Annotated in this window: 1 rRNA gene; it reads right to left on the minus strand. The window is 49.0% G+C overall.

What is annotated here, in order from left to right:
- Positions 1-200, minus strand: a 23S ribosomal RNA gene (locus tag PGR29_RS24880); the annotation flags it as partial.

Genomic DNA, 200 nt, shown 5'->3' on the forward strand with positions numbered 1-200 from the left:
GGGGAATCTCGGTTGATTTCTTTTCCTCGGGGTACTTAGATGTTTCAGTTCCCCCGGTTCGCCTCGTTAACCTATGTATTCAGTTAACGATAGTGCAACGAATTGCACTGGGTTTCCCCATTCGGACATCGCCGGCTATAACGGTTCATATCACCTTACCGACGCTTTTCGCAGATTAGCACGTCCTTCATCGCCTCTGA

The sequence above is a fragment of the Klebsiella sp. 141203 genome, from assembly GCF_032601985.1.
GTDB classification, from domain to species: Bacteria; Pseudomonadota; Gammaproteobacteria; order Enterobacterales; family Enterobacteriaceae; genus Klebsiella; species Klebsiella aerogenes.